General features: G+C 68.2%; 35 protein-coding genes. 14 read left to right on the top strand and 21 right to left on the bottom strand.

Annotation, left to right across the window (positions count from 1 at the left end; translation table 11 throughout):
- Positions 1-212 precede the first annotated feature (212 nt).
- The 7 genes from HZZ00_RS37740 to HZZ00_RS37710 all read right to left on the bottom strand — a co-directional run bounded on the left by HZZ00_RS37740 (position 213) and on the right by HZZ00_RS37710 (position 6,175).
- Complete coding sequence (locus tag HZZ00_RS37740; RefSeq protein WP_180333909.1) at positions 213-524, bottom strand: hypothetical protein; 312 nt, start codon at positions 522-524, stop codon at positions 213-215.
- Positions 521-991 (bottom strand): DUF6221 family protein, encoded by a 471-nt coding sequence (locus HZZ00_RS37735; RefSeq protein ID WP_180333908.1) that lies wholly within the window; start codon positions 989-991, stop codon positions 521-523. Before HZZ00_RS37735 ends, HZZ00_RS37740 begins: the two co-directional genes overlap by 4 nt.
- Before the next feature lie 349 nt (positions 992-1,340).
- Positions 1,341-1,778 carry a hypothetical protein gene (locus tag HZZ00_RS37730; protein ID WP_180333907.1) on the bottom strand — a complete coding sequence of 146 codons (438 nt, stop codon included), beginning with the start codon at positions 1,776-1,778 and terminating at the stop codon, positions 1,341-1,343.
- Positions 1,775-2,554, bottom strand: a complete 780-nt coding sequence (locus HZZ00_RS37725; protein ID WP_180333906.1) for a WhiB family transcriptional regulator — start codon at positions 2,552-2,554, stop codon at positions 1,775-1,777. Before HZZ00_RS37725 ends, HZZ00_RS37730 begins: the two co-directional genes overlap by 4 nt.
- 356 nt (positions 2,555-2,910) lie before the next feature.
- A complete protein-coding gene (locus HZZ00_RS37720) occupies positions 2,911-4,614 on the bottom strand; it encodes a DNA cytosine methyltransferase (RefSeq protein WP_180333905.1) in 1,704 nt (567 codons plus the stop codon).
- Positions 4,614-5,582 carry a Rad52/Rad22 family DNA repair protein gene (locus tag HZZ00_RS37715; protein WP_180334024.1) on the bottom strand — a complete coding sequence of 323 codons (969 nt, stop codon included), beginning with the start codon at positions 5,580-5,582 and terminating at the stop codon, positions 4,614-4,616. Before HZZ00_RS37715 ends, HZZ00_RS37720 begins: the two co-directional genes overlap by 1 nt.
- Positions 5,583-5,668: 86 nt before the next feature.
- Positions 5,669-6,175: a hypothetical protein gene (locus HZZ00_RS37710; protein WP_180334023.1), complete on the bottom strand. Its 507-nt coding sequence runs from the start codon at positions 6,173-6,175 to the stop codon at positions 5,669-5,671.
- Positions 6,176-6,407: 232 nt separating this feature from the next.
- On the opposite strand from HZZ00_RS37710, the gene HZZ00_RS37705 reads away from it, so the two are divergent.
- The 3 genes from HZZ00_RS37705 to HZZ00_RS37695 all read left to right on the top strand — a co-directional run bounded on the left by HZZ00_RS37705 (position 6,408) and on the right by HZZ00_RS37695 (position 7,444).
- The gene (locus HZZ00_RS37705; RefSeq protein ID WP_180334022.1) at positions 6,408-6,824 is read left to right on the top strand and encodes a WYL domain-containing protein; all 417 of its coding nucleotides are present in this window, start codon (positions 6,408-6,410) and stop codon (positions 6,822-6,824) included.
- 8 nt (positions 6,825-6,832) lie between these two features.
- Positions 6,833-7,009 (top strand): hypothetical protein, encoded by a 177-nt coding sequence (locus tag HZZ00_RS37700; RefSeq protein ID WP_180334021.1) that lies wholly within the window; start codon positions 6,833-6,835, stop codon positions 7,007-7,009.
- A gap of 234 nt (positions 7,010-7,243) precedes the next feature.
- Positions 7,244-7,444: a DUF6011 domain-containing protein gene (locus HZZ00_RS37695; protein WP_180334020.1), complete on the top strand. Its 201-nt coding sequence runs from the start codon at positions 7,244-7,246 to the stop codon at positions 7,442-7,444.
- Between the two features lie 3 nt (positions 7,445-7,447).
- Here the strand turns inward: HZZ00_RS37695 and HZZ00_RS37690 are convergent, their stop codons facing one another.
- A complete protein-coding gene (locus HZZ00_RS37690) occupies positions 7,448-8,176 on the bottom strand; it encodes a hypothetical protein (RefSeq protein WP_180334019.1) in 729 nt (242 codons plus the stop codon).
- 283 nt (positions 8,177-8,459) lie between these two features.
- Between HZZ00_RS37690 and HZZ00_RS37685 the strand changes: the two genes are divergently transcribed.
- The 5 genes from HZZ00_RS37685 (at position 8,460) to HZZ00_RS37665 (ending at position 11,290) form a co-directional block, all read left to right on the top strand.
- On the top strand, positions 8,460-9,335 hold the full coding sequence (locus HZZ00_RS37685; RefSeq protein WP_180334018.1) for a hypothetical protein: 876 nt from the start codon (positions 8,460-8,462) through the stop codon (positions 9,333-9,335).
- A 271-nt stretch (positions 9,336-9,606) separates the two neighbouring features.
- On the top strand, positions 9,607-9,777 hold the full coding sequence (locus HZZ00_RS37680) for a hypothetical protein (protein WP_180334017.1): 171 nt from the start codon (positions 9,607-9,609) through the stop codon (positions 9,775-9,777).
- A 101-nt stretch (positions 9,778-9,878) separates the two neighbouring features.
- Entirely contained in the window at positions 9,879-10,301 is a 423-nt protein-coding gene (locus tag HZZ00_RS37675; RefSeq protein ID WP_180334016.1) for a helix-turn-helix transcriptional regulator, read from the top strand.
- Positions 10,298-10,909: a hypothetical protein gene (locus HZZ00_RS37670; RefSeq protein ID WP_180334015.1), complete on the top strand. Its 612-nt coding sequence runs from the start codon at positions 10,298-10,300 to the stop codon at positions 10,907-10,909. Before HZZ00_RS37675 ends, HZZ00_RS37670 begins: the two co-directional genes overlap by 4 nt.
- Positions 10,910-10,966: 57 nt before the next feature.
- On the top strand, positions 10,967-11,290 hold the full coding sequence (locus HZZ00_RS37665; protein ID WP_180333904.1) for a hypothetical protein: 324 nt from the start codon (positions 10,967-10,969) through the stop codon (positions 11,288-11,290).
- On the opposite strand, the gene HZZ00_RS37660 is transcribed toward HZZ00_RS37665, so the two are convergent.
- The 4 genes from HZZ00_RS37660 to HZZ00_RS37645 all read right to left on the bottom strand — a co-directional run bounded on the left by HZZ00_RS37660 (position 11,287) and on the right by HZZ00_RS37645 (position 13,262).
- Complete coding sequence (locus HZZ00_RS37660; protein ID WP_180334014.1) at positions 11,287-11,433, bottom strand: hypothetical protein; 147 nt, start codon at positions 11,431-11,433, stop codon at positions 11,287-11,289. The genes HZZ00_RS37665 and HZZ00_RS37660 overlap by 4 nt on opposite strands.
- Positions 11,434-11,653: 220 nt before the next feature.
- Positions 11,654-11,908 (bottom strand): hypothetical protein, encoded by a 255-nt coding sequence (locus tag HZZ00_RS37655; protein WP_180334013.1) that lies wholly within the window; start codon positions 11,906-11,908, stop codon positions 11,654-11,656.
- 19 nt (positions 11,909-11,927) lie between these two features.
- Positions 11,928-12,956 carry a site-specific integrase gene (locus HZZ00_RS37650; protein WP_180334012.1) on the bottom strand — a complete coding sequence of 343 codons (1,029 nt, stop codon included), beginning with the start codon at positions 12,954-12,956 and terminating at the stop codon, positions 11,928-11,930.
- A gap of 15 nt (positions 12,957-12,971) precedes the next feature.
- Positions 12,972-13,262, bottom strand: a complete 291-nt coding sequence (locus HZZ00_RS37645; protein ID WP_180334011.1) for a hypothetical protein — start codon at positions 13,260-13,262, stop codon at positions 12,972-12,974.
- A 256-nt stretch (positions 13,263-13,518) separates the two neighbouring features.
- On the opposite strand from HZZ00_RS37645, the gene HZZ00_RS37640 reads away from it, so the two are divergent.
- From HZZ00_RS37640 to HZZ00_RS37615, 6 genes are read left to right on the top strand one after another with little or no spacing between them, the layout of a single operon-like run.
- The gene (locus HZZ00_RS37640) at positions 13,519-13,821 is read left to right on the top strand and encodes a hypothetical protein (RefSeq protein ID WP_180333903.1); all 303 of its coding nucleotides are present in this window, start codon (positions 13,519-13,521) and stop codon (positions 13,819-13,821) included.
- A gap of 12 nt (positions 13,822-13,833) precedes the next feature.
- Positions 13,834-14,037, top strand: a complete 204-nt coding sequence (locus HZZ00_RS37635; protein ID WP_180334010.1) for a hypothetical protein — start codon at positions 13,834-13,836, stop codon at positions 14,035-14,037.
- Entirely contained in the window at positions 14,034-14,291 is a 258-nt protein-coding gene (locus tag HZZ00_RS37630) for a hypothetical protein (protein WP_180334009.1), read from the top strand. Before HZZ00_RS37635 ends, HZZ00_RS37630 begins: the two co-directional genes overlap by 4 nt.
- Before the next feature lie 11 nt (positions 14,292-14,302).
- The gene (locus HZZ00_RS37625) at positions 14,303-14,536 is read left to right on the top strand and encodes a hypothetical protein (protein ID WP_180334008.1); all 234 of its coding nucleotides are present in this window, start codon (positions 14,303-14,305) and stop codon (positions 14,534-14,536) included.
- An 11-nt stretch (positions 14,537-14,547) separates the two neighbouring features.
- Positions 14,548-14,964: a hypothetical protein gene (locus HZZ00_RS37620; RefSeq protein WP_180334007.1), complete on the top strand. Its 417-nt coding sequence runs from the start codon at positions 14,548-14,550 to the stop codon at positions 14,962-14,964.
- A gap of 11 nt (positions 14,965-14,975) precedes the next feature.
- On the top strand, positions 14,976-15,239 hold the full coding sequence (locus HZZ00_RS37615) for a hypothetical protein (RefSeq protein ID WP_180334006.1): 264 nt from the start codon (positions 14,976-14,978) through the stop codon (positions 15,237-15,239).
- Positions 15,240-16,586: 1,347 nt separating this feature from the next.
- Here HZZ00_RS37615 and HZZ00_RS37610 read toward each other — a convergent pair.
- The 9 genes from HZZ00_RS37610 to HZZ00_RS37565 all read right to left on the bottom strand — a co-directional run bounded on the left by HZZ00_RS37610 (position 16,587) and on the right by HZZ00_RS37565 (position 23,860).
- Entirely contained in the window at positions 16,587-16,931 is a 345-nt protein-coding gene (locus tag HZZ00_RS37610) for a hypothetical protein (RefSeq protein ID WP_180334005.1), read from the bottom strand.
- Between the two features lie 39 nt (positions 16,932-16,970).
- Positions 16,971-17,333 carry a hypothetical protein gene (locus HZZ00_RS37605; protein ID WP_180334004.1) on the bottom strand — a complete coding sequence of 121 codons (363 nt, stop codon included), beginning with the start codon at positions 17,331-17,333 and terminating at the stop codon, positions 16,971-16,973.
- Between the two features lie 37 nt (positions 17,334-17,370).
- Positions 17,371-18,300: a GH25 family lysozyme gene (locus HZZ00_RS37595; RefSeq protein ID WP_257586063.1), complete on the bottom strand. Its 930-nt coding sequence runs from the start codon at positions 18,298-18,300 to the stop codon at positions 17,371-17,373.
- A complete protein-coding gene (locus HZZ00_RS37590) occupies positions 18,297-18,680 on the bottom strand; it encodes a hypothetical protein (protein WP_180334003.1) in 384 nt (127 codons plus the stop codon). Before HZZ00_RS37590 ends, HZZ00_RS37595 begins: the two co-directional genes overlap by 4 nt.
- A 28-nt stretch (positions 18,681-18,708) precedes the next feature.
- Complete coding sequence (locus HZZ00_RS37585) at positions 18,709-19,536, bottom strand: hypothetical protein (RefSeq protein ID WP_180334002.1); 828 nt, start codon at positions 19,534-19,536, stop codon at positions 18,709-18,711.
- A 143-nt stretch (positions 19,537-19,679) separates the two neighbouring features.
- Positions 19,680-19,901 (bottom strand): hypothetical protein, encoded by a 222-nt coding sequence (locus tag HZZ00_RS37580; RefSeq protein WP_180334001.1) that lies wholly within the window; start codon positions 19,899-19,901, stop codon positions 19,680-19,682.
- 4 nt (positions 19,902-19,905) lie between these two features.
- A complete protein-coding gene (locus HZZ00_RS37575) occupies positions 19,906-21,822 on the bottom strand; it encodes a hypothetical protein (protein ID WP_180334000.1) in 1,917 nt (638 codons plus the stop codon).
- Positions 21,822-22,928, bottom strand: a complete 1,107-nt coding sequence (locus HZZ00_RS37570; protein WP_180333999.1) for a hypothetical protein — start codon at positions 22,926-22,928, stop codon at positions 21,822-21,824. The genes HZZ00_RS37575 and HZZ00_RS37570 overlap by 1 nt, the downstream gene beginning before the upstream one ends.
- Positions 22,925-23,860 (bottom strand): hypothetical protein, encoded by a 936-nt coding sequence (locus HZZ00_RS37565; protein WP_180333998.1) that lies wholly within the window; start codon positions 23,858-23,860, stop codon positions 22,925-22,927. Before HZZ00_RS37565 ends, HZZ00_RS37570 begins: the two co-directional genes overlap by 4 nt.
- Positions 23,861-23,871 lie beyond the last annotated feature (11 nt).

The following is a 23,871-nucleotide window of genomic DNA, read 5'->3' as shown; positions in this document are numbered from 1 at the left end:
CGGATAAGTGAGAGGGCATGCGAAAGCCCCTCGGTGACCGGAGTGGTTCGGGCAGAACCAGGAAGTTCGCTCACTCGGGTTGGCGCCCGGTGGGCCTTAGCTCGGCATTGGCGTGCTGAGCCGTGGTACGGGGCCGCAAGGCCCGGAAGGTGTTGGCGCACCAGACCGGGAAAGCGGCCAGGGCGGTCGAGGAATCTCCCGCCCAGCAATCGCTACGTCACTTGATCTCCCTCAGTGGGTGGGGTCTGTTCTCCCTCGCGGGGTGCGGGGAGAAGTGTGGTGGCGACACGGACCATTTGCTGGCCCAGTTTGATCGCCTCGTCGGCCTGGATTTGTACCTCCACCTCGCGACCGACGGCATGCTTGGTTCCGTCAGTGATCTGAACGGTGAAGCACACGTGATGGTGACGGCGTCCGGCCTTCAGCAGGACGTCGATGTCGTCCGTCTTCGGGAGCGGGCCGGTGGAAAAGGTGCGCGGGAACGCGAAACTGGTGACCTTGGCCAGCCAGGTGCGGGCGCTCATCGCTCGCCTCCCGTCCAGCCGTAGCCCTCAGCGAGAAGCCGGAGCGTGAGGCAGGGGAAGGTCTCGGCCTCACGCTCGTACCCGCCTTCCTCGCAGCAGGTTTTGCACTGCGGGAAGTCGACACTGAGCTGAGTACCGTCTTCGATCCGGCTATGCAGATCAAGGATCTTCCGGTCAGCGGCGCAGCGACACAGAACCGACGCGGGGTCGTTCAGCGCGATGTGCTCAGCGTTGTTCCAGGCATTGCGTGACTCGTCCCAGGGCTGGTGGCTCATCGTCGGGACCCATGCCAGCAGCTCGGTGTCGTTGCGTTCACCGGTCAGGACAGTGGCCGTGTGGCCACCAAGGTCCAGATGGGTGTCATGCGTGCGCCACAGCTTCTGGTGTGAGGCTCGACGCGCCGTCTCTTCCCGCTCGTTGATGGCCTGCTCCAGCCAGGCGAGGACATCCTCGCCCTGGGCGGTCACGCGACTGCGGGGGTAGTGGGGACAGGGCCCGGCTGCGTCGGCGGTGTGATCTTCACGCCGGATGCGCGGAAACTTCGGGCTGCCCTGTCTACGGGGTTGAGTCCCCGGGTACTCTTGGCCATCGTCGGCACCTCTACTTCGCAAGGGTCGTGGTGTCGGCCCGGCCCCGCACCCGGTGTTACCAGCACCAGGACTACTGCGGGGCCGTTCCTTATGTCTCGTGGGCCTCGGACCGCATCTGAGTGGTCGTCTGGCGCAGGCACCAGCCTACCGGTTCGGCTCCGCACCTGTCCCCCGTCCTTCCCCACGTGTCTCACGAGCCTCTTGTCACACCGGTCATGACGTGTCATCAGTGCTCTCGCTCTATCTCCGAGTCCGCCGACAGGCCCTTCCGGGTCGGCGCCACCAACGCCCGCGACCGGCGCACCATCCCCGCCATCGCGTGCCACCCCGCCACCTCGAACAAGCCCGCCACCCGGTCCATCTGGTCCCGGAACAACCGAGGCGCCGCCGACATCCGACCCGCGTGGAACCCGACCGCGAGCGCCCGATCCCACACCGCCTGCACCACCGCCGGATCAGCGTCCGGGAACAGGTCGGCGGGCAGCTTCTCCGGACGGCCCACCGTCGCCAACTCGGCCTCCGCCAACAGCCCCGCCAGGAACTGCCCCGACGACACCGCACGGCCCCCCAGCACCGCGTCCGCACACATCACCTCGAACGCGGCCGCCTCCTCAGCGTCCACGACATTCCCCTCGACGGAGCCGGCGGTAGGGATCTCGGTCATGCTGCAACTCCAGACGTGGTGGGGACGAGAGACTCGAACGACAACTGGCCCGGCATCGCGGCGTGGGAGCGGCGCGGCCGCCGCATCTGAACGACCACACCACCCGCAGCCGGGGCCTGGGCCGGGGCGGGGAGCTTCGTCGGCGGCGCCAGCGCCGGCACCGTGCCGTCATCCGGCATCACCCGCACACCGTCCAGCAGCCCCCGCTCCCGCGCGGCCGCCAGCACCCGCATCCGCGACACGGTCTTCGGCAGACCCAGCAGCCGGACCAGCTGGGAGCGCTGCCAGTTCGCCGTCCGCACATCCATCCCGGCAGCCGCCGCTACCGCAAGCGGCTCCCAGCACCGCGCCAACGCCGCGAGCACGGCCTGCTTCTGCTCGGTCTGGAATGCCGAGTCCGGCGCCGCCGTCACTGCGACCCGGGCCTGGATGAGTGCCTTGTGCCGCTCCAGCGACCGCCGGCCACCCCACACGCCCTCCGGCTCCGCCAGCCTGCCGTCCGGCGTCACTGACGACGCGTACCGGTCGCACTGCACCATCACCGGGCAGTTCAGGCAGACCTCGATCGCCCGCTCCTCACGGGCCCGCCGCTCCTTCTGCCCCTCTGGGGCGAACGCGTCCGGACCGTGATGCGCGCCGACGTGCAGGCCGGGATCGCCCACCATCCGCAGCGGGTCATCCGGATCCGGCGCGCACCCGCGGTACCGGAAGTGCGGGTGCTCCACCCACGCGCGGCGCAGCTGCTCACTCGTCTTGCTCTGGGACATCGGGTTCATCGGGGTCCTCCCTCCGAAGGCGGGACAGTCGGGTTGTGGTGGGCGAGAGCATCGCCCAGGCCCCGGCCAGCAGCCGCGGCCACAGCGTCCTGGGCAACAGCCGCACCCAGACGGCTCCGGAACTCCTCCAAATCCCGGGCCAGACAGCCGGCCACGAGATGATGCGTGGCACGCTCCCGGACCAGCACCAGCCGCAGCCGCCGGTTCCGCCGGGACACGTACAGGGCGTAAACAACAACCGCCGCGGTGAAGGCCGCGGCGGCCGGTATCGCGCGAGCCGCCAACGCGGTCTCACCTCCAAGGGCGGGGAAACGGGAAACAGGATGGGGCCCGCCGTGCTGCGGGCCCCAGACCGGTTAGGCAGCGAGTGCGTGCGGGCCGGGGCCGGCGTAGCGGTCGATCTCCTCGCCGGTGATGGCCTCCACCAGCGCGCACACCAGGACCTCGGCGGCGTTCGGGGTGACCGCGTTGCCGTACTGGCGGACCTTCTCCCGCTTGTTGCCGAGGACGATGTAGTCGTCGGCGAACGACATGGCCCGCCCGATCTCGTGCGGCTCCAGCATCCGGAAGAGGACGTCGTCGATGTCGATGTCGCCTCTGACGAGGGCGTATCGGTCGCGGGTGGTGAGCGCACCGATCGGATCGCTTACTGAGCGCGGGGCGCCGTTGCCGTAGTAGGGGACGAGCATGTGCTCCCACGTCAGCAGCGACTGGTGCCCGGCCGTCGTCATCGTGCGGAACGGCTCGCTGGCCGGGGTGCACATTTGCCCCGGGTTGCCCCGGGCCGTGTTGTTCCGCATCACCATCGCCGCCGGAGCGACGAGCCCGTGATGGTTCCCCGACGCGGTCACCGTAGCGAGGGACTCCGCGACCGAACGGGCCACCGACCCGCCGCCCCGCAGCTCAGCGATGAACGGCAACCAGGCCAGGCCGGTCTCGTTGCGGGTCGTCATCGTGCGCAGCGGCCCGTTCGCCGACGCCGCGTCCTTCCCGTCACGTCCCTCGACTGGGACCATGAGCGGCGGCACCATCAGGGCGTCGTTCTCCCGGGTGGTGCGTGCGGGCATCGGCTCGCCCACGCTGACCGCTGCGTCCCGCCACGTTCCGCCGGCCGGGACCATCATCGGGACGGGCCGCGCGAACTTCTTCAGCCCGGCCTCGATGCGCTTGATGGTCTTCTCTGCGAGCGGCTTGGCACGGTCACCGATGCGCTGCCCCGGGATGGACCAGTCGATCGCCGCCGCGGCCGGCAGGGCCTCCGGCTCGACGACCTGGTTGCGGCAAGCCGTGTTCGGGCACCGGTAGACGTACTGCTGCCGGTAGCGGCCCATGTCGCGCTTCGGGTCCTTGAACACCTGCATCGCCTGCACGTACTGGTCGCAGCCGGAGCACCAGGCGCGCGGCCTCAGCCACTTGTCCCAGTCGGGGGTGCGGCCCAGCGACTCGTGCCAGTAGCCGACGTACAGCCGGTCACGGGACTGCGGGGCCTGGTGCACCGCCCGCGGGTTCGCGTGCATCGAGTTCAGCGCGATGATCCGGGTCCGGTAGCCGAGCTTGTGGATCTCACCGATCCAGCGGTCCCACTGGTCCCACGCGCGGACATCGACGACGTTCTCGACGACCCCCGCCTTGACGAGACCACCGCGCTCTATGACACCGCGCAGGTACAGCGGCACCTCCTCCATCAGCGCGCGGGACTCCTCCTCAGCGGTCGGCTCATCGTCCTCGTCGTCCAGGCCGGCGAGGAGGTCGAGGAGGCTGCCCTGCATCGCGTTCTGGAAGTCGCGCTTCTTGCCCTTGGCCACGGACCAGTTGGTGCACTCCGGAGACGCCCAGAAGATGTCCGTGACGGGCCAGTCCCAGACCGGCGCCTTACGGATGTCGCCCTGGTAGTGGCTGGTCGTGGGGAAGTTCTCGGCGTGTGACTCGATCGCCAGCTTCCAGTGGTTCGCCGCCCTCTCGACGCGAACGCCGGGAACAGCGTGGACACCCTGGGAAGACCCTCCCGCGCCGCAGAACCAGTCCATGACCGTCAGCGCGTTGTCGTCGTTGCGGTACATCAGGCGGCACTCCTCTCTGTGGGGTCGTTCTGGGTGGCCTGGATCTCGGCGACGCGCCCGTCCAGGATCTTCCGCAGCGTCGTCACCGCGCCGCGCTTGTCCGTGAACTCCTCGTCCAGGACACCGTGCTGGGCACCGTCCTCCCCGATCTGGTTGAAGATCAGGATGTTGTTGCTGTTCCAGCAGTCGGACGTCTGCCGCAGCAGCTTGGCCAGGTGCTCACTCGGCTGCCCGGTCACCGGGCGGGCCGTCTCCGCAGGACGCTCGGTCGGACCCGCCACCGGAACCGCCACCGGAACCGACTCCTCGTCCACCTCGGCACGAGCACTCGGTTCCGGCTTCACCGGCGGGTCCTCCGGCTCCGGCTGAGGCGCAGCCTGCTGCTTCCACTCCGCCGGCGGATGCGCCGCCGAGAACTGCACCACCGCATCCCGCGAGCCGTCGTTGTACAGCGACAACCCGAACTGGTCACCCAGGTTCACCGCACACCGCTTCAACGCCTGCGAGAACGCCGTCTTCATCGCGAGATCGTGGGCGTCACCCAGGGACGGCTGGTTGACCGCATCCCCTGCCGCACCATCATCGAAGTGCGCGATCGGACGGCCCGCCGTGTCCTTGATGATGAGACGGACCTGAGCGCGGTAGACGATGGTCCACGCCGTGTACGGATCGCCGTACTCCTGGCCCTGCTTGTTCTTCTTCCGGCGGACCTCGCTGTGCTCGTAGGTCTGCTCCAGCGACAGGGTCTCGATGTCGAAGCCACCGAACCCGAAGATCCGGATCAGCTGGCGGCGTACATCCCATGCTTCCAGGTGGGACATGCCGCGGAGGTTCTGGACGCGGTTGCCGTTGATGCCGCCGTGCAGCATCCGCAGCTGGTACGGCGAGAGGCGTGCATCCTGGTTTTGGGTGTGCGAGGTCGGGCCCTCCGCCGTCACGCTGGCGGGGGCCTCAATGGCAGACGCCATGAGGTCTCTCCTATGGGGTTATGCAGTCGGTAGGGGCGGGGCCGGCGCCAGCATCAGAGGTCAGGCCGGCCGCGCCACCCCAAGGGCTACTCGGCCCGGTGAGCGGTGAACTTCTCCACGAACCACGCCTTCAGCACGTGCGAAGTCAGCGGCGCCCAGTCCAGGACACCGTCCTCCTTCAGCTTCGCCCCGTACTCGTCGGCATTCCGGCGCAGCTCGGCGTTCACCCGGATGTTCAACATCGCCTGCGGGCCGCCGCGGAACACGTCCTCTTCCTTCGGGTCGAACGGCACGTACTTGCCGTCCAGGAACGCGTTCAACGCCGCCACGGCCTGCGTCGTCAGTGACTTACCCGCAGCCTGCGCACCCGCCTTGATCTCCTCCCGCAGGGCCAGCGGCATCCGGATCGCCAGGTTCGGGTTCTCCTGCTCCGCGCCCTTCCAGCGCAGCCGGTTCACGAAGTTCGCGCCCTCGTCCGTCATGACGAAGTCGACCACGTCGGCGAGTTCCTTCGGCGCTCCGGTCTCCCGCAGGTGCGCGGACGCCTTCTTGAGCAGGTCGACACGGTTCTGGTCCTGGCGGCTGAGCGGCACGGGACGGGGTCCTCTCGGCGGGCGCCGCCCGGACCAGGGATGGCCGGGCGGACGCGTGGGGGCGTTTACCACGCCATCGTCCTCCAATCTGTATTGCAACGCCATGCCCGACGAGAACCGGGCGGCCAGGGCGGGGTGCCCTTGGCTGATGCCAACCCTACGCCCATCTGTATTGCATTGCAATGCTGTATCGGCTACCTTGGTCACACCGCACCACAAGGGGGAACCCACGATGAAGCTGACGCACCAGCAGCCGACCACCACGACCATCGCCGACCTCTACCGGGCCATCGACCGCCAGCATGTCGTGACCCTCACCTACATCGACGACAAGGGCGAAGAGACCGTCCGCACCGTCGAAGGCCACGAACTGCGCACCACCGCCGACGGCGACGTCATCCTCATCGCCATGTGCCGGATCCGCGGCGACGAGCGCAACTTCCGGATCAGCAAGGTGACCGCCTACACGATCCACCGCATGGCATACGTCCTGGAGCGGCCGGCCCCCACCACCTACGAGCGGCCCGAGCCGCAGCCCGCCGATGACGTCCAGGCCCTCTTCTTCTACGAGCTGGCCCGCGACAAGGACGACGCCGACTACCAGCCCCGCCGTAAGCTCACCCAGTCCCAGACCGACCTCGCCGCCTAGGAGAAGCCATGGAACCCACGCCCGGCCACCCGCACGGCCGCCACTTCGTCCACTGCTACGTCTACGAGGGCAGCTTCTGCTCGTGCGGCGGCAACTACCAGGGGCCAGACGCCGGGCCGCGGCTCGACCTGCCGCCCCGGCCGTTCAACCTGGTCGCCCCGCAGAAGGCAAGCGATCCCCGCTGACTCCGGAGATGACGAAGGCCACTGCCCATAGTGGGTAGTGGCCTTGGATGTACTGATCGCGCTCGCGCAGCGTAGCAAATCTTCGCGGCAACGATCAAGACCCGCTCGCGACACATGACGAAGGCCGCCAGTCCGAGTGGGACTTGGCGGCCATGGAGACACTGAGCGCGTGAGCGCATGCTAACTCTGGTACTCCGCAGCCCGCTAGCCCCTTTCACGGATCACACTGGAGCCATGGCCTTTCAGGAGCAGGAAGCCCTCACCGGGCAGCCGTCCGGACTGCGCCGGCGTGTGTGGTGCCGCGGGCCGGGCTGCGGCAGGGAGCTTCACGACGAGGAATCGCGCAGGCGCGGGTACGGGCCGGAATGCGATCCCGACTACCGGACCCGTCTGGAACGGCGGGACGTCGACCAGGACCCGATACCGGGGCTGTGAGCGTCAGCTGTCCGTGTCATCCTCGTCGTTCTGGTTGCCGGTGTAGCGGTCGAAGGCCTTTCCCGCGGCCAGCATGGCAGCGCCGGCGAACGGTGCGAAGTCGGCAGCCTTGCCGAGAACGGCGTCGACAGCGTCGGAGGTGAACGACGCCTGCATGAGCGCGACGAGAACGATGAGCCCGCAGAAGTACACGAACAGGGTCCGCTGCATCTTCGGCGGCAGCAGGCCGGCGTTGGAGGAGAGGAACGTACGGGCCGTGTCCTCGAACTCGTCCACCAGCTCGTCGGGTACCTGCTCGTCGTCCTGGACGGCTGCGGACCCGTACGTCTCGTCCACGACGGTGAAGGCGGCCAGCTGCTGAGCCGGCGGCATGCCGCGCCAGGCGTCCATGTCCCGCAGGACCTGGACGACGTCCTCGGTCGTGAGGGTTCTCCGGGTGGGCGCGGCGGATTGCAGCAGCCGCATGGCGGCGGCGTTTCCCCACTGGTGCATCACGGTGTCGCGCAGCAGGCGCCTGGATGTGTCCTGGGCGCGTACTGCTTCGGCCAGGAACCTGTTCCAGCTCTGGCGCTGCCGTTCGCCCTGGCCGGCCAGGGCGGCTATTTGGCTGATCGCGGCCGGCCCTGGGGCAGTTATGGCCTCGCGGAGCTGGCGCAGGGTGGGACCGTCGCCGAGGGCGAGGGAGGCTTCCAGGAGCGATCGCGGGCGCTCGGGCTGTGCTGGGTTCGACATGCGGCTCACCCTGCCACACGCGGTTCCGCGCCACGCCGGAACGGGAGCGGAGGGAACACCGCGGCGGATCGCCCGTAGCGTGATCCCACCGGCGAAGCCCCGCGGCACCACACCCCTCACCCCATGATCGGCAAGGTCACAAAACTTCCGGCCCCACCACCCACTAAGAGAAGCCCGCGCGACCCCACCCCGCGCCCTCGCGCCGTACCGCAACCACCCGCTACCAGGGCCGAGGCAGCCCGGAAGTTTTGTAACTAGTCAGTAGGGCGGGCAGACTACCGGCATGGACGCCGAGGAACTCCTGCACACCTGGCTCGCCGGCTCAGCCCTGCGCCCCTCCACCCGAGCCGAGTACCTACGCGAACTCGCCGGCCCCAAAGGCTTCCTCACCTGGTGCCGCCAGCAGCACCCGCCCATCGACGCCCTCACCGCCCGGCCCGTCGACATTGCCGCCTGGTCCGCCGCCACCTTCCTCCACCCCTACCTCGCAGGCCTCGCCTTCACCCCCGCAAGCCTCGCCACCCTCGCAGACCAGCACCCCGAAGTCGCCCGCAGCCACGACCGGCGCATCACCGCCCTCACCATGTACTACGAAGCCGCCAAAGACCGCGGCGCCATCACCCTCCCCCCGAACCTCACCGCCCTGCGCTCCGGCGTCACCCGCCCCGCCGGCGCCAAAAACCGCCTCGACCGCATGGAACGCGCCGTCCTCTTCACCGTCATCGGCTCCTGGGGACCCACCCACTCCCGGCACTACCAACGCGACCGCCTCGCCGTCTGGCTCCTCCTCGAAGGCCTCCGCCCCGCCCAGGTCGTCCGCGTCGACAAACGCCACCTCTACCCCCAGCCCGACGGCACCTGGGAAATCCGCGCCCCCGACGACCACGAGAACGTCGGCAAGCAGTTCACCCTCGAACCGCTCACCGGGGCCGCGCTGAAGGACTACCTGAAAGTCCGGCCCGAACCCGCCGACCCCACCGAGCACCGGCTCCTGCTGAACAAGGACCGCCAGCCGCTCCAGTCCCGCTGGGTCAACAAGCTCGTCGGGCAGATGTGCGCCACCCATCCCCTCCTCGCCGACCGGCAACCGCCCGTCACCGCCGACACCATCGCCCACACCGGCTACTGGGACACCCCAGAACCCAGACGGGCAGACTGAGCGCCGGGTTATGTCACCGTTCTGTAACAGCGCGCGGCCCGCCAGTAGGCCACCAATGTCACTGCGGGACATCGCAGTACGCCGTCTGGGGCCCGGTAGTGCTAGGCCATCTCGTGGTTGCTTCGCTAACAGGCCGTCAGGCACCGTCGTCCGCAGAGCAATTCGCTCCCCTCATGCAACGGAAGCCCCCGGCCGACGCCCTGCCAGGCACCTGTCGGACGGAGACTCCCGCATGCGGGCCCACTCAGCGACGACAGAGGAGACACCCGCCATGAACGGTAGCAACACCGACGCCGAGAACCGGCCCGAGCAGAGCCCATGGGCCAGGCTGTTCCGCCAGCTGCTGGAGTGGCGCGTCCAGCAGCACCTCGTGCGGGGTATGGCGTACGGCCTCGGCAGCAGCATGATCAGCTTTGCCGTGTTCCTGGTGACGAGCCGGTAAGGGCACGGCCGGGGCAAGCCGAGAGGTCTGCCCCGGCACTCGCCGGGAAGTGACACAGCGCACGCGTGCACTGCCGATTGCACGCGTGCTATCTTCGGCTCATGGAACCGACTGCAGAGACCAAAGAGACTCCTGCGCAACGCTTCGGTGAGCTTGTCGCCGACCTCGCCAGCAGAATCGGCCTTGACCTCTCCCCTGGCACCGGCAACCGCATCTTGTTTGCCGAGCGCACCGGCATGAGTCACTCGGCAGTCACTCGCATGCTGAACGGGCGAACCCTCCCGCATCCCGCCCAGTTTGAGAGCATCGCCCGCGAGGTGCGATGCGACGTACGGGATCTCTTCGTGGCAGCTGGCACGATCTCGGAGGACGCCTGGCCAAAACAGGATGAGCCTCAAGCGCTGACGCCATATGGAGCGGTACAGGCACTGGGCATTACGGACCCGCTCATCCGACACATGCTGATGAGCGGTATAGAACTCGCCCTCCGTATGCAGAACGAAGCCGCTACGCTGCCGACGTGACCTCCCGCACGCCGCACACCGGTGAACGGTCCTGCGCCATCTGCCGCAAGCTGCTTGGCAACAAGCCCACCGCGCAAGCCCGTTCCGGAAAGACCTGCCACGCCGCATGCCTCAACCAGGCCATCAAGGCAGGTTCCGGAGCACCCCCTCAGCGAGCACCGCAGAAGCAGACCCAGCGCCGTCAGACGGGCACGAAGAAGACGCCCAAGGCCAAGGCCGCCTCAGCAGGGGCAAACACCGCTGGCGTGCGCAAGCTCGCCCCCGACAAGCCGACCCGCAGGCGCCAGGGGCGCAGCAGCGAGCCGCTTCCCGAGATGCTGCAGGTCGTCCGGATCGATGCGCCGCCTTCCTTCTCCCTCCGCACGTTCCCTACGTCACCGTTCCGCCAAGGCGGCAGCGGCCTCGCCGTCTGCGCGGTGTGCGAGAAGCCCCGCGGGCGAAGGGCCGAGGTCGCGCCAGCGCCCGGCGGAGGATGGGCACACCTGGCCTGCGTCCCTGGGCATTCATGGGTTGATGACGTCATCGACTCGGGCGCGACCCGGTCCCACAAGCAGTCCACGTGGAGACTCGGCGGCTCCCCATCCAGCGCAGGCGAGATCAAGCGGTAGGCAAGTAACCCGCCAGTACTCGCATCCAGCACCCGCAGCACAGGGCAAGATCAGCCCATGACCTGCGAAGACACCCCCACCCGCCTCACCTGGCAGGTGGAACTCCACGAGCCGTTCAGCGGCGTGTGGATCTGCCAGAGATACGGGCGCGCCACCACCACCGCGGCGCTCGCCGACATCGCCCGCGCCGTACTCGCCGGCCACCTTGCCGCGGCGCCACCCCGGCCCGGGGACACGTTACGGGCCGTCGCCTACACCGACACCGGAACCCGGGTCACCGTCACAGCCGACGAACTCGCCATCGGCAGCTGGGAGGCGAGCCCCGCGGTACGCGAGGCCCTCCCCGTCTACCTCCGTGACGCGCTCCCCGCGCCCGGCTAGCCTCGCGGCCGCCGGTGACGGCCGGCGCCCGGGCGCAGCAGCACCCAGCGGACCACCTGGACCAGGTCGCCTCCGAACACACGGATGAGGTCGTACCAGTGCAGGAAGCCCTCGGCCTGGTGGATCAGTTCGTGAATCGGCATCGCGCGCCTCCAGCGCGTAGGGGAACTGTTCACCCCTTCGCAGTGCTGGACCGTCGGCCGACAGGAGACACGGCGTGGACTCCCGGCTCGGCATGGGCGCCGCTCCTACGAGAACTCCAGGTCAGACGCGGGCGCACGAAAGCCCGGTCGGCTCCGCGGCGTGTAGGAAGGAGCCGACCGGGCCAGGTCAGTTACCAACAAATGCTGGAGACTGCCGACATCAGTGCTGGGCGTTCTCGGAGCCGTCTTCTGTCGGAAGGTCCTCCCACCAGCGGGAACCGAGGACTTCGACCAGCCGGTCAGCCGTCTTGGTGAGTCCATCGCGGCGCAGCATGGCGTCTGTGCGTTGCGGGTCGCGCAGGTAGCCGGCGAAAAGGTTGTCGGCGACGACGGTGAACTGAGCCTCGAATACCTCAGTCGGGTGTCGTTCATCGGCAGTGGCGTCAATCGCCACAAGGCGTGGGTCGATGTACATACTTGGGTCTCCCTGTATCTCAGAGGCCGAGTCCGATCAGGGCGTTGTCCTTCTCGTCCCACTGGTCGACGATCTGCATGTAGCCGTCCAGGACCTTCGAGCCTTTCTTGTGGCCGGTGATCGCGGCGATGGCCTTGCGGTCCTTCCCGGCGCGGCGTGCTTCGGTGGCGAGGCCGGAGCGGACGGAGTGGCCGGTGAAGAGGTCCTCGCATCCGGCACGGAGCCCGGCAGCGGTGATGATGTCGCCGGCGCGCTGAGGGCTGAGGCCCTGGGGCTGCACCTTCCCGGTGTGGTGGATGCGGCGGAACGCGTGCCGGTCCGGGTCGGTGATGCGGGCGGCGTCGACCCAGGCATGCCAGGCGCGGACGGGGCAGGTCTCGGGGTTCTGGCCGTAGGGGACGGGGACGGTGCGGGGGGCGGTCTTGGAGACGGCGACGTGGACCAGGAGGCCGTTGTCGTCGGGCCGGATGTTCCGCAGGCGGAGGCCGGCGAGTTCGGCGCGGCGGGCGGCGATGGAGAAGCCGAGGAGGAGCATGGCGCGGTCGCGGAGGCCGAAGATGTCGGTGTCGCACTTGGCGACGATCTCTCGGAGGGTGACGAGGCGGAGGGCGGGCGCCTTCCCGCGGCCGCGCGCGGGTTCCTCGGCGGCCGCGGCCTGCTTGGCGTAGTCCTTCAGCAACTCCCTTGCCGCCTTCGTGGCCTCGGGGTCGACAATGACCTTGTACTCCTTGCGGAGCTTGACGGTGACCCCGGCGAGTTTGCGGTCGATGGTGGAGTAGGCACGCTGTTCCCGGTTCCACAGGTAGTCGACGAACGCACGGAGGGTGCCGCGGGTGGCGGCAGTGGTGGGGATCTGGAGCTGGGTGCAGAAGGCTTCCCAGGTTTTCCAGTCGGCGTTGTAGGCGCGGGTGGTGTTGCCGGGGCGTTGGTCGTCGGCGTGGGTGTCGGAGGCGGCGTCGAGGGCGGCGAGCCGGGCGCGGAGCTGGTCGTCGAACTGATGGGGCAGGAGCGCGGGTTCACTGAGTCTGGCAGGCAGGTTGTCGGCCACGCGGCCCTCCTCCGGTCAGGTGTTGTTGGCGCAGTGTCGGAGGACAGCCGCGATGTCGGTGAGCGCGTCCACGTCCGAATCGACAGGTTCGACGGCGGTTTCGTTCCAGGTATCAAGGAGAGCCCCGACCGGGCCGGTGAGGCTGGCAAGGGCGTAGCTGAGGTCGAGGAGAACTTCGCGGAGGGCGCTGGTGTCAGCCAGGCCATCGATCTCCGCGAGGCGCGCAGCGGTGGAGCGGAGGGTTTCGGCTTCAGCGGCGCCCGCAGCGGAGAGGGCTGCGTGGGAATGTGTCGAGGCTTCAGGCATGCTTCACTGTACCGCTTTTGGTGCGCGATATGTGAGCTTATCGCCAGTCACGGCGCGCACTGCCTCCAACGGGGCGCAGGACAGGCCGGATCGGCTGTACGGCCGCCTGACGGCCTGAGACGCGTCCGGACGTCGCGCCACACCGACCGCTCTGGGTTCGGGTGTCCTAGGGGCCTTTCTGAGGGTCGGCTTTCGCGCGAAACCCTTGGATCTCCAAGGGTTGTCTTGATGGGGCAAGGGTGGCTAAGCTGACTGCATGACAGACACCGCTCAGCCCACCGGGTTCTGCTATTGCGGGTGTGGCCGGGAGATCGGTTACGGCCGGTACTTCGCCGCCGGCCACGACAAGACCGCCGAAGCCGCGTTCCTCGCCATCCACCACGGCGGCACCGTCGCCCAGATGCTCCACGCCCACGGCTACGGGCCCGACGCCGAGAACTCGGTCACCAAGGCAGCCGTCGACAAGGGACTCTGGCAGGAGTGCCCGCTCGGCTGCGGCTACCGGGGCGCCCGCGAAAGCATCAACAACCACGTCAACCGGTACCACCGCGAGAAGTGAGGACACCAGCCCATGAACTTCCTGATGCATCAGGTCATCGCCAACGGCAACCGTCTGCCGGACGGCCCGCACTTCGTGCACTGCTACCTCTACGAGGGGCAGCACTGCTCCTGCGGCGGCAACTACCAGGGGCCGAACCCGGGCCCTTCGCTGGATGTAGCCGCCGTCGTGAACGTCGCCGACCGCGCCACCGAGGAGCGAGGACACCGGCCATGACTGCTACGAAGCCGACCAAGGCACAGCGGGACGCCCTCGTCCTCATCGCCGACGGCAGCGCCTACCGTAGCGCCCGCGCCTTCGCCGACACCAACGTCTACGCGAACGGGGGACGCATCACCGCCGCCACCGCCACCGCGATCGTCCGCCACGGCTGGGCAAAGTGGGGGCCGGAGGTCAGCTTGAAGAAGCCGCTGCTGCTGACCGAGGCCGGCCGCGCCCACCTGCCTGCCGACCACTCCACCGAGAAGTGAGGACACTGAGCATGCTAACCAAGAGCCACAGGGAGCAGGTAGCGCAGGAGTTGATTGACGGCGCCGACGCGGTTCTTCAGCTCGACGTACAGACGATCGCCCCCGACCTTGGGCAGGCCCTCGCAAAGCTCCTGCGTTCCTCGGCTGTGTACGCCAAGTTGGTCGGAGACGAGCCCACCACGGTCAAGGACGCACTGGCGATTGCCCGCGCCGTCACGGCCGCCGGCCACGCCACCGAGAAGTGAGGACACCGACCATGAGTAGTGCCGCCATCTACGCCGACGCCGAAGTCTTCGAGCGTAAGGCCCGCGAACTCCTCGACACCATGGACCTGGCCTCGCCGTTGGAGCGCCAGCTCGAGATCGAGGACCGGGTTGAGGAACTACGGGAGGACGCCCGCAGCATCCGCACCCGCGTCGCGAACAGCATCGAGCACATCCGAAACTACTACGGCCTGAACCTCCGTGTCGGCCTGGAGGTGAAGCACGATGGCCGGGAGGGCCGGATCGTCGGGTTCGCTGGCCAGTACGTGGCAGTGCACCGGGACGGCGACGAGATGTACGTCATCTGCCACGCAACGGCGGGGATGGAATACCCCGAGGGCGTGCAGGTCGGTCCGGGCCCCGACGAGCGATTCGCCCATCTCGTTCAGGCACCGGCTACCGAGAACTGAGGAGAACTACTGTGGGACACCAGATCATCAAGCAGCCAGACGGCCGTCTAGCTGTCTTCTCCAGCGTCGTCGACGCCTTCGTCATCGTAGATGCGACGCCCGATGAGCTGGTCGAGTGGTACGCCGAGGAAGCTGCTCAGGACGCGCGCGATCGGACGCAGCGGCTCCTGGACAAGCTCCACTCCGGAGGTGCTGAACTCGTATACGGCCGTCGAGCATTGACGTGGGAAGAAGCCTCGCAGATGAACGAGGAGCATGGTAGCGATCTCGCCTGATCCAGTGCTTGTGACGGTGCCCCGGCTGAGGAAAGCAGCCGGGGCACCGTCATGCACAGTAGCTGAGGACTCGCGTTCACTATCTGGGCCGCGTTGTTCTTGAAAGTGACGACCGTCACACAACCGGTTTCGGAGTGGATGATTCCTCCGGGTTGATCCCGCGTTTCACGGGACTAGTGGGGACCAGCCGGGACCGGACGGTACAACCCACTACGACCAGTTGAGACGGGCCGTCAGATGGCACCCACAAGTCGACAGTTCTGCTTGCATGCCTCACTAGACTGCTGGAAGCAGAAGGAGCCCAACCCCGACGCGAAGTTTCCTAGGCCCAGCGTCAGGAGGGCTCCCTGCGTGATGACCCAAATCCGATCAGGCACTGAAAGGAAGTGAAGGGAACATCGTGAGCCAGCCTAGCAATGTCCGGCGGACATGGCACCAACTGTCTCGTGTCCCTCGTCGTATGCGTGAGTGGGCTGCAGGAAAGGCTGCACGCTACGGTCGCGACGCAAAGCGCCAGTTCATCCGGGGTGCCTCATACAGCCTCGGGAGCGGCGCCGTCAGCATCCTGCTCCTCATGTGGGAGCGCCGCCACTAGCAGTCACACAAGGAGGGCCCCTACCACTGGTGGGGGCCTTCCCTCTGTTGCAGGCAGCACGATGTGGTGGTCCGCGCGCTACAACCGAGGTGCGAGGCCCAGCGGAGCGAGTGAGCTGGGCGACGGGGCAGGATCCGACGAGCTTGGTGGCGCCGGCGACGTGGTGGGGGACGCGGTGGATGTCTGTGTGCACCGGTACCGCGGGTCGCTCGGGTCGAAGTCGCTGACCGGCACGCACTCGTAGGTATTCCCGTACTCGTCGCTGTACGTCCACGACGACGGAGGCGCCCCGTTCGCCCCGTCGCGGCCGGGCGCTCCGGAGGCTCCGGGCTGTCCCTCCGGTCCGGTCGGCCCGGGGAGGGTGGAGTCGGCTCCGGGTGCCCCTGCCGGACCCGTCGGGCCTGAGGGCCCGGGGCTTGGGGTGATGGTGGGCGCGGGCTTGCCCGGCTTCCCGGACTCCCCCGGCCGGCCGGAAGGTCCCGCAGGGCCGGGCGGGCCGACCAATCCGGTAGCCCCGGGGGTGCCCCGCGATCCTGGTGGGCCGGCCACCGGGGTACCGCCGAGCTGCTGCACCTGAGCCGCCAGTAGATCCCGGGCGTGGTTGGCCCGCTCCAGTTGCTGAGACAGCGTGAAGAAGGCGGTGACGACCGCCGCCAGGGCGCCGCCCGCGATGACGATCGCCGCAGCAGCGATCCAGTTCCCTCGCCGGTGACGCTTGCGTGCCTCCACCCGGCTGCCAGACCTCGGGTGAGTCATTTTCCTCCTGCCATGAACAAAACGATCGGCAGCACGAGTCCCAGCAGCGGGATGACTACCGATGCGACGACCCACCGTCTGGTCTGGGTGACTCGGTCGTTGTCTTTCTGCCGCTGGTCCTGGAGGGCCGCGATGTCCTGGGTTTGCTTGGCGGCCAACTGCTCTACGTCTTTGGTGAGGTCGGCGATGTCCTTGGTCATCGCTGCCTTCTCCACGGTGTAGACGTCCATGCTGACGAGCCGGTCGAGACGGGCGTTGATCTGTGCCATGTCGTCTCGGACATCGCCCCGGAGCGCCTGGATGAGTCGCCCCAGCTCGCCCAGAGACGGCTCATCGATCACGGTGTGCTCCGGTGTGGGGGGTAAGTGGGCGGACAAGGGTCAGGCGGTGCGGCGGCGCACGGCTTCTGCCGGGATCGGGGCGGTGACCTGGGTGCGGTCCCACATGCCGACCACCACGGTGACGGCGGCCATGACGACTGCCTGCCGGTCGGCGGACCAGTCCAGGCCGAACCCGATGGCGAGGGCGAGGCCGGCCTGCGCGAGGCCGATGACGGCGGCGCCGACACCGTCGTGGGCGACGGCGGCGATCAGGACGCCCATCGCGGCCGCGGCGACGGCGTTGATGGTGGCCTGCTGGTCGGCGGTGACGTCCAGGCCGAACGCGGCGGCAAGCTTCACGGCGACCGCGATGAGGGCCAGCCAGGCGGCCGGTTCACGACCGAACAGTTTGGTGGGTGACACGGTGGTCTCCTAGAGCGGGTGGGTGGTGTCGGAGGGGTCAGACGTTGGGGACGTGAAGCTTGTCCCAGGTGGTCTTGCCGGGCGGCCAGGTGGCGGCGGCACCGGTGAAGCCGCACTTGCGCTGCCACGCCTCGTAGCTCGCCTTGTCGCCGGAGCCGATGACGTCCTTGTTCTTCGAGGACTGGTAGTGGTTGCAGCCCACAGCGACAAGCCGGTCGTGCATCGCGGCGACGATCGGGCTCTTGCGGCCCATCGTGAACCAGCCGGCACCGGGGAACGGCTCGTACTTCGAGGCTGGCTTCGGTGCGGGCGCCGACGCGCTGCCGGCCCAGGCGCGGAAGTCGGCCGCGAACATGTAGGCGATGGACTGGTCGATGCGGGTGGGACCCGCGGGATCCGAGGTGAACTGCCAGATGAGCGGCGTCCAGCCGCTGGGCTTGGGCTTCGAGTGTCCTTCCGCCTCCGTGAAGGTGTCCACGGACGATCCCGGGTAGGCCGGGTACCAGAGCGGCGTTCCAGACGGCACGTGGCCCTTGGCGAGGTCGTCGGCGCTCGTGTAGACGCCGACGCGCTGCCCGGGGAACGCCGTGCGCACAGCGGCGAGCCACGTGGTGACCCAGTCGCGGATCTGCGCGTCGCTCTTACCGCGGTAGTTCCGGCCGTCGCTGTAGCGCTCCAGGTCGAGCCAGTGACAGAAGCCCTTGCCCGCGACCCCCTTGACCGCGGCAATGTAGTTCGCGGCCTCCTTGCGCGGGTCTTGGTTCGGCCACGCGAAGTGGTAGCCGCCCGGGACGAGGTCGGCGGCCTTGATGCCCTTGATGTGGGTGGCGAACTTCGGGTCGTGAGTGCTCTGCCCCTCGGACGCCTTGGCGAAGGCGAAGACGACGCCCTGCTTCTTCCACGCTGTCCAGTCCTGGGTGCCCTGGTAGGCGCTTACGTCGATTCCGCGGCAGGTGGCCATGGTCATGCCTCCGGGGTGACGCGCGGGACGCGCAGCTTGTTCCAGGCGGCCTCGTCGGGGATGCCGGAAGTGTCTCCGCCGCCCTTGGGGCGCAGCGACTCCTGGAACGTCTTGAACGCCCGGCGGTGGGAGTTCGTCCAGTCCGCGCCCAGGCGGTAGTCGCTGAAGCCTTCCTGGTTCAGGCGCTGTGCCATGACGGCGATGACGTCGCTGGTGCGGCCTCCGTGGAAGTAGGCGGCGCCCGGGTAGGGCTCGTAGTCGCCGCCGCTTGTGTGGGTGGCGTGTGGTTCGGTGGCGGGCTCCGAGGACGGGCTGTTCTCCGGGGCGGTGGCCGGCTCGGGCGCGGCGGCGTCCGGCTGGTCGGGGGACTTCTTCGGGGTGTTCATGCTGATCTCCTTGAGGGCGGGGCGGGGGCTACTTGTGGTAGGCGTCCAGGCGGGGCTGGATCAGGTCGATGTCGTCGCGTAGCTGCTGGTAGAGGGCGAGCGACATGCGGAATTCGCCTTCGTCGCCCCAGGAGCGCGTCCAGTGGTTGCGCAGGCGCAGGATGGTGCGCTTGTAGTCGAGGGAGCCGCTGGAGTCGAAGACGACGTCCTCGAGGGCGGTCACGCATACTTCGTGGCCGCCCGCGACGGGGGACTTCTCCCAGCCCTTGATGTCGTCCAGGAGGGCGGAGGGGGTGGTCGGCTCGAACCAGGCCTGGTACCAGACGGTTCCCATCAGGAACGGGCCGGTCTGCAGGTCCCGGCACAGTTCCAGGGCGTTGGTGGCGTGTCCGTACTGGTCGATCAGGCCGCGGGAGCGCAGTGCCTTGGCGATACCGAGGCCGGAGGAGCCGCAGTCGTCGGAGGGGTAGGCGGCGTCGTGCCACTGGTCGCGGTGGGTGGCGTCGGAGTAGAGGCCGATAGCCCACCTTTCGGCGGCCACCGGGTCGGTGACGTCGAGGCCGGCCGTCTTGAGGGTGTCCGCGTCGTGGAGGACGGAGATCAGTTCGGTGCCGGCGTTGCCGGTGCACGAGCCGAGGGCGTCCACGTCGTCGACGCCTTCGAACAGCTGTGAGGTGTGGATGTCCTGGGCGAGCAGGTCTTCCTGGTCCAGGACCGGCACCTTCGGAGCCCACTCGGCGGGCTTGATGCGTTCGCCGTCGTAGCGCCTGGTGTAGGCGAGGCTGCGTTCGTCGAGGACCATGTGCCGGCCGAGCTGGCCGGTCACGTCGTACTGCTTGATGTCGAGGTCGGGCACGCGCCCTTGCTCCTGGATCTCCCCGCGCCCAGGCCGACTGGTGTGGCGTACCGCTGTGGGCGGTCGTCCCTCGGGGTGAAGCAGGGGCGGAGGGTCGCCCGGTGATCTCAGGCTAAGACGTGATGGTTGGCGTGTTCCCTCGGCTACGGCAGCGGCGGCAGCGGTGTGACGGGGAAGGTCTGGTCGCGGCGTTCGGCGGTGGTGGAGGTGATGGCCGGGACCTGGGCGAGGAGCCACTGCTGGACTGCTGCGGTCAGGGCTGCTTCGTCGATCGTGAGGTATTCGGCCTGCACGTAGATCGATACGTAGACGGTCGTGTCGTCTCGGTTGGTCTGGCCGGTGATCCGGTTGAAGGGGTATTCCATCGGGTCAGGTCACTTTCTCGAGGCGGATGTGGGAGTCGGTGTACAGGATGGTGGCTGTTGTGCCGGCTGTTCCCTGGGACCAGGTCAGGGCGAAGGTGCCGCCGGTGGAGCCGACGCGGATGAGGCCGCGGATGTGGACGCCGAAGGCGGTGGTGCCGACGCCTCCGTAGGTGCGGGCGTTGGCGATGTCGGTTGATTCGGTGCGCAGCGTGTAGCCCCAGGAGCTGATCTGGTCTTGTTGGGTGCCGCCCGCGGTGGTGCCGGAGATGACGCTGGTGCCGTTGCCGAGGCCGTGCCATTCCCCGAGCGTGCCGGTGGGGTAGGACCAGCCGAAGACGATGTCGTTGGCGCCGGAGTACTTGAGGTAGCCGTCGAGTTGGTAGGTGGCGTTGGCGTCGACTGTGAAGGTGATCTGGCTGTCGGCGGTCAGTGTGGTGGTGCTGGCCCGGGAGAGGTCGGTGGTGCGGCGTTTGGTGACTCGTTGGCCGATACCAGCGATGGTTAGGTTCCCGGTGACCGTCAGGTTCCCGGTGACGTTGAGATTGCCCTGGATGGCGGTGTTGCCGTTCGCGTCGACGGTGAAGTAGTCGACGGAATTGCGCTGGAACCGGGCCAGGTATCCGGTGTGTGCTGCGGCAGGCTGTACGAACAGGGCGCTGAAGGTGGAGGCGGGCGGCAGTACCTGGAGGCGGCTTCCGTTGAAGACGGAGACGGTGTCTTCGATGGACAGCATGTTGCCGGTGCTCGACTGCAGTTGCAGGTTCAGCTCGCCGGTCGTGCCGTCGGGAGCCACGACTTTTGCCACCTTCGTCTGGGTGGAGTTGAACCATCGCAGTGCCGGATAGGTGTTCGTTGAGCCGGTGACGGTGACGGCTGGGCTGAGGGTGATGGCGTTGCCGCTCGGTCCCAGAAGTGAGATCCCGGTAGGGGTCACCGAGGAGACGAGGGAGCCGGTTCCGTCGTAGATGAAGATCTTGTTGTTGCCGGACTCGTTGAGGGTGATGCGTTCGCCGCTGGTGGCGGTCTGGATCGTGCCGCCGGTGATGGTGGTTCCGTTGATCGTTCCACCGGTGATCGTTTTCCCGGTGATGGCGTCCGCGGCAAGTGCGGTGGCGTCCACGGCGCCGGCCTGGATCTTCCCGGCAGTGATGGCGTTGGCGTCGATCTTGTCTGCTGTGACAGCGAGAGCGGCGATTTCCCGGCCGGTCACGGCGCCCGCAGCGATGGTTCCCGCTTGTACGGCGTCCGCAGCGATCTTCCCGGCCTGTACAGCGCCGGCTACCAGCTTCGGGGTGGTGACCGCGTCGTCGCTGATCTCGGTGGTTCCGATGGCTCCGGCTGCGACCTTTGCCTGGGTGACCGCGTCGTCGGCGAGCTTGACGGTGGTGATGACGCCGTCCACTACGTCGTCGGCAACCACCTTGGTAGGCCCCGTGGGACCGATGATCGCGGATGGTGAGGACGCTGTGCCGGACGTATTGCGGGCGACCAGCTGCACGTAGACGGGGGCATCGCAGGGGACGACGACGGTGGCGCCCTGTGCGGTCTCGATCGTTCCCTGCAGCGTGCCAGGCACCGGGTCGTACGCCGCGCTGGTGGAGGCATGGACCTCGACCCGGGACCAGTCCAGCGGGGGCGTGCTGCCGTCAGCGAATGTGCCGTCCCATGAGGCCGTCACGCCGCCCAGGACGGACGCGACGATGGGTGCGGAGGGCTGCGGCGGCGGCGCACCGTTGACGATGTTCACCGCGGTGGTGCCGTCGGCCTGGACGCCGATGATGCCGCGAAGGCCTCCGGTGCCGTCCTTGACGACGACCGCGGTGTTGTCGATGGCCGCGTGGGACAGACGGGCGGAGCGTTCGACTTTCGCCAGACGGCTGGCGAGGTTCTGCAGCGTGCGTCCGATGTCAGTGATGTCCATCAGGCGATGCCCCCGTAGTTGTACATGCTGGCTGGCTTGAGGGTGACGACGGTCTGCGGGCCGCCCTGTGCGGCCGGCTTCCGGGACCAGCCGGTGATGCGGCACCAGCCGGTGAAGTCGGTCCAGGCGTTGTGGACGCGGGTGTAGACGTCGTCCCCGATCTGGTAGCTGCCGAATGGTGCGGCAGGGGTGTCTCGGAGGGTGACCTGGTCGACAGAGCCGAGGACCTGCCGCCACGCGCGTTCGGCGTCCGCGCGGGCCTTGAGGGTGTCGTTGCCGTTGAGTTCGGGTGCGTCGACCGCGGCTTCCATGCGGAGCCGGCCGTTGCGGACGGCGGAGATCTGCCGGAGTTTCGCTGATCCGTCGCCGGCGCCGCTGGCGATGACGACCTGGGCGTAGTCGTCGCCGCCGAGGACGACTTCGGGGTCCTCGATGATGTTGACGCCGGAGGAGAACGTGATGTCGGTACGGCGGGCTCCGAGGCGTGGCCAGCCCAGCCGGATCCGTTTGATCACGTCGGTCTTGGCCGTGTTCCAGGAGGTGAAGCAGGTGTAGTCGGGGGTGGCGTCACCGGAGACGAGGTTGTCTATCTGGTCGCCGAGGCAGTTCATGTCCCAGGCGTTGGAGGCGTACACGTCCTGGGGGGTGCCGATGGTCGACGTGGAGGTGGTGGTGTCGACGAGGACGCCGAGGTTGCCGTCGGCGGCTGCCTGGGCGTAGGCCCAGATGTCGCGGATGACGTTGCAGCGGTCGGCGTAGGTGTAGGGGCCGCGGCCGCCGTAGTTCCCGTCGAGGTCGTAGCGGTGCTGCAGGTAGGACGACCAGGAGGCGGCCTCGATGGCGTAGTCGGAGCCCTGGGTGCGGACGTCCCATATGATGCCGCCCCACTGCAGCTGCCCGGATGATTCGACGTAGATGAACGTGTTGCCGGGGTCGGCCAGCGTCGGGTTGGAGGCGAGCAGCCTTGGGGACAGTTTCCCGGACAGGCTGCCGGGCCCGTTGAGTTCGTCGCCGTACTCCAGGTCAGTCAAGGGCAGGGCGGTGGACAGCCACTCGCCGGTGACCGCGTTCTGGGTGAGGACCCGGTCCGGGACGGGGCCGGTCACTTGGGGGCCTCGCTGAACGTGATGTCGGCGATGAGGGTGGTGGAGCCGTCCACGCCGACCTTGCCGGGGTTGGGGCTGAGTCCGCAGGCCTGGAAGCGCAGCGTCTGGGTGGTGCCGGGGTAGTTCCAGGGGATGGTGAGGGTGTCGCCGAGGACGACGGTGCCGCGGCGGATGCCGCTCTGGTTGTCGTCGAGGTTGACGGGCTGCACGGTCAGCGACGGCCCGAACGTGGCTCGGATCTGCCCGAAGTAGGCGGCCGTGTTGTAGCGGATCTGCCCGACGGCCAGGCTCAGCACTGCTTTGGTGGCCCAGGTGGGGATGGTGACGCTCCAGCCCGGGGCGGTGGAGAAGTTGGTGAACGCGCCGCTGGTTCCGCTGATGTCGGTGGACAGGGCGGTGGGTGACTGGGTGAGCAGCGTGCGCTGGCTGCGCGGGTTGGCGACCTTCCGCAGGTCGGTGATCATCGCGGTGGTGATCGTGGACGTGGAGGCGGGGATGTCGATCCGGGCCAGTGGGATCCCGGTCCGCCCGTCGGGGATCGCGGTGGCCGACGAGGACACGTTGGAGATGACCTGCGGGTAGACGATCTGGTCGACGGCCGGGTTCAGGCTTCCCTCGTACTCGGGGTCCTCCACGCGGATGATGACCATGTCGGAGCGGGGGGTGCTGCCCGTCGCGGCGATCGGTACGTCGATGCTGCCGATGTTGCAGATGCTGTAGTGGCCTTGGAAGGCGTTGGCGCGGCCCTGGATGACGCCGGATCCGTCGCCGATGACGACTCCGGCGCCGGGGGTGTCGCGCTGGGTGACCTTCAGGTCGTCGCCTTCGGTGATGCCTTCGGCGCTGCGGGCGAGGTCGCGGACCAGCATGCGGAACTGCTGCGCGGAGTGGGTGGCCCCGTTGGTGAGGATGGGCCGAGGAAACAAGGCCATGGTGTCGGCTC

The organism is Streptomyces sp. NEAU-sy36, assembly GCF_013423905.1.
Classification (GTDB): domain Bacteria; phylum Actinomycetota; class Actinomycetes; order Streptomycetales; family Streptomycetaceae; genus Streptomyces; species Streptomyces misionensis.
This window is presented reverse-complemented; position numbering and strand designations above follow the sequence as displayed.